The organism is Candidatus Dependentiae bacterium, assembly GCA_018266175.1.
Classification (GTDB): Bacteria; Babelota; Babeliae; order Babelales; family RVW-14; genus JAFEAY01.
In genome coordinates this window covers 1-2,561 of the sequence record JAFEAY010000015.1, presented here as the reverse complement: position 1 = coordinate 2,561, position 2,561 = coordinate 1, and the positions used below count along the sequence as shown (strand labels likewise).

Sequence of the window (2,561 nt, the reverse complement as noted above, 5' to 3'; positions counted from 1 at the left end):
TTTATAATTTATAACCTCAATCCTGCCATTATCAAAAGGAAAATATCATGCAAAACCAGTTATATATCTGTATATAACGATGGTTCCTTAGATGCAGGTGGAGATGGCGGGTCGCCATATAACCCACCTTTTCCTGAAGGCGGTGGAGTTGGGGGCGGTGAGCATTCAGGTACTGTTTCAACAATACCACAACAGTGCAATCCAACACCACTAATAGTAAACGTTTTGCCGCCCTGTACTAAAGGGAATGGTTTAGGATGGGAGCCAATTCTCCTTGAATCGTTTGTTTCATCTTTTTACAATTCACTTAATAATTCTCAAAGGGCGTGGTGGGACAACTTAAATAATGGACCTATTAAAGATAATCTACTTACATTCCTCTACTCCAATAATTTCACAGTACAATCTAAGTATCTAGTCAAAGATTTAATTGACTGGTTAATTGCAGAAAATAGTATTTCATTGAATGATATACAATACTTTTTAGCATTACCAGAGGCTGGAGACGGAAATTACGACCAATCTTATTGGGAAAATCCCAATGTAATATTTCAACAAATTCCATTACCAACACTTCAACAATTTATTCAATATTTTCCTAAAATAACTGTGTCCGGAGGGATTACCTTTATGCCAAGTAATCAAGTATATGAAATGGTAGGTGGTGCCCTTGGAGCTAAATATAATGAATCAAATTATAAAAACGCTTGTGCAATTAGAGCTTCATGGGCTTTCAATAATATTCAAGTTAATGGAACATACCCCTTTAAGATTGATGCCGGAACCGGTACTGAATATGGCGCCAATAATCTTTCTTATATTGTCAACGCAAAGGCTTTCAATGCGTATATGCACAAAAGGTTTGGTAACCCTACTCATTCTTTGACTGCGGCTCAGATAAATGGTAGTCGAACCAATTTGAACAATTTTCTGAAAAATTTGCGTAACCAAAACATTCATGGAATTTATACTTTAGTTACTAGCAGTGGTTCTTACACCGGCCATATAGATCTTATGACATTTGGAGAATGTCTTGGAGGGTATTCGCTTCCTGAAAACATATCAGTAATTGAAAAAATACAAATATGGCAATTACATTAAATAAAACACTAGTATACTTTGCAATTATTATTAGTAGTATTGGATGCTATACTACTAATGAAACGATTACAATATGCGGGAGAAAATATGACGTGTATAAAGAAACAGAGTATGACTATGAACAAAAATTAAACTCTACTGTGAATATTATTTGTTTTCGTAACTCCAAATTAATCGCCTTTGCATATCAAAGTTCTGGTTTCAGAAATAATGATAGTAATCTAGTGCACACAATAATAAAACACCAGAATGATTCATTATTAATCACGACAATTTTTCAAGAACAGGTATATGGATATCCATATCAAGCAACTCGTTATTATAGATGTTTGAAAAATGGGATAGTTATTTTATATCGAAATGGTAATCCCGATTTCATAATTACAAAAAAATCCGCGAGGAGGAATAAAAATAAAATGAAAAATGTAAGACTTAAGAATTAAGCCAACTTTAAATAAATCCAGAGGTGGTGGTGGCGGGTCGCCATATAACCCACCTTTTCCTGAAGGCGGTGGAGTTGGGGGCGGTGAGCATTCAGGTACTGTTTCAACAATACCACAACAGTGCAATCCAACACCACTAATTGTAAACGGTTTGCCGCCGTGTACTAAAGGAAATGGTTTGGGATGGGAAGTTATGGGAAGTGAAAATTACAATTATCATATAGAGGGAATAGAACAACCCTCATCCGTTATAGAGAATTGGGATATTCAAATTTTTCCACCACAAATACTTCCTACCTTTATAGAATATGACAGTAATTATCCAAAAGAGGAGAATGGATGCGAAATGGGCAGTTCGGCTGTTTATGAAATGGCAGGAGGTCCATTGTACATCTTGCATTTAAATGATCCAGTAAATTTTGGCAACGCATGTGCATTACGAACTTCTATTGCATTGACAAAATGCGGCATTACAATACCGCTTATTCGTGAAAGATTGGCTAATGTAAATTATAGAAATGTAACCAAATTGGGGTCTAATGGCAAGCATTATTTTATAACTGCGAACGATTTGTATTGGTGGATGATAAAGACTTTTGGCGTTCACCCTCTTTCTCATGTAGTGAAACCTTCTCAAAAAGGTAGTTTATTTGACCAAAAAAAATTACTGCTTCCTGAACGGTTCAGTGGCAGCTTGGATGAAAGAAACACAGAAGTTGGATCCTTTTACTGAATTGGGAGCAACAGAAAAAAGAAGAGGTTCGGTTACCTGAAAAACCCTAACGTTTGTAGGAATTTAAATCCCCTATTATCACCAATAGCGAGTGTAACTCCCGAGACCGCAGTTGGTGTTATCACCTACAGCAGTATTTAGAAATCGGCAAGTGCTTATAAGTTCCACGATAATATAACATTGAAGATTATATTTCGTAAATAACAGAACATGGCAAAATGATTAATGTGTCAATAAACATTGCGAAGACTAGTTACCTCCCAAACACTTTTCTCAAAATTTCC

2 protein-coding genes are annotated in these 2,561 nt (G+C 35.7%); both read left to right on the top strand.

Features of this window, described 5'->3' with window-relative positions:
• Positions 1-1,101 (top strand): hypothetical protein (locus JST56_03430; GenBank protein MBS1988020.1); only part of this gene is annotated, 1,101 nt, incomplete at its 5' end.
• Positions 1,102-1,737: 636 nt separating this feature from the next.
• Positions 1,738-2,277 (top strand): hypothetical protein, encoded by a 540-nt coding sequence (locus JST56_03425; GenBank protein ID MBS1988019.1) that lies wholly within the window; start codon positions 1,738-1,740, stop codon positions 2,275-2,277.
• Positions 2,278-2,561: the final 284 nt, after the last annotated feature.

Bases quoted from the DNA above. Each gene is read 5' to 3' on its own strand.
- JST56_03425 (MBS1988019.1), top strand. From the start codon at position 1,738: ATGGGAAGTGAAAATTACAATTATCATATAGAGGGAATAGAACAACCC.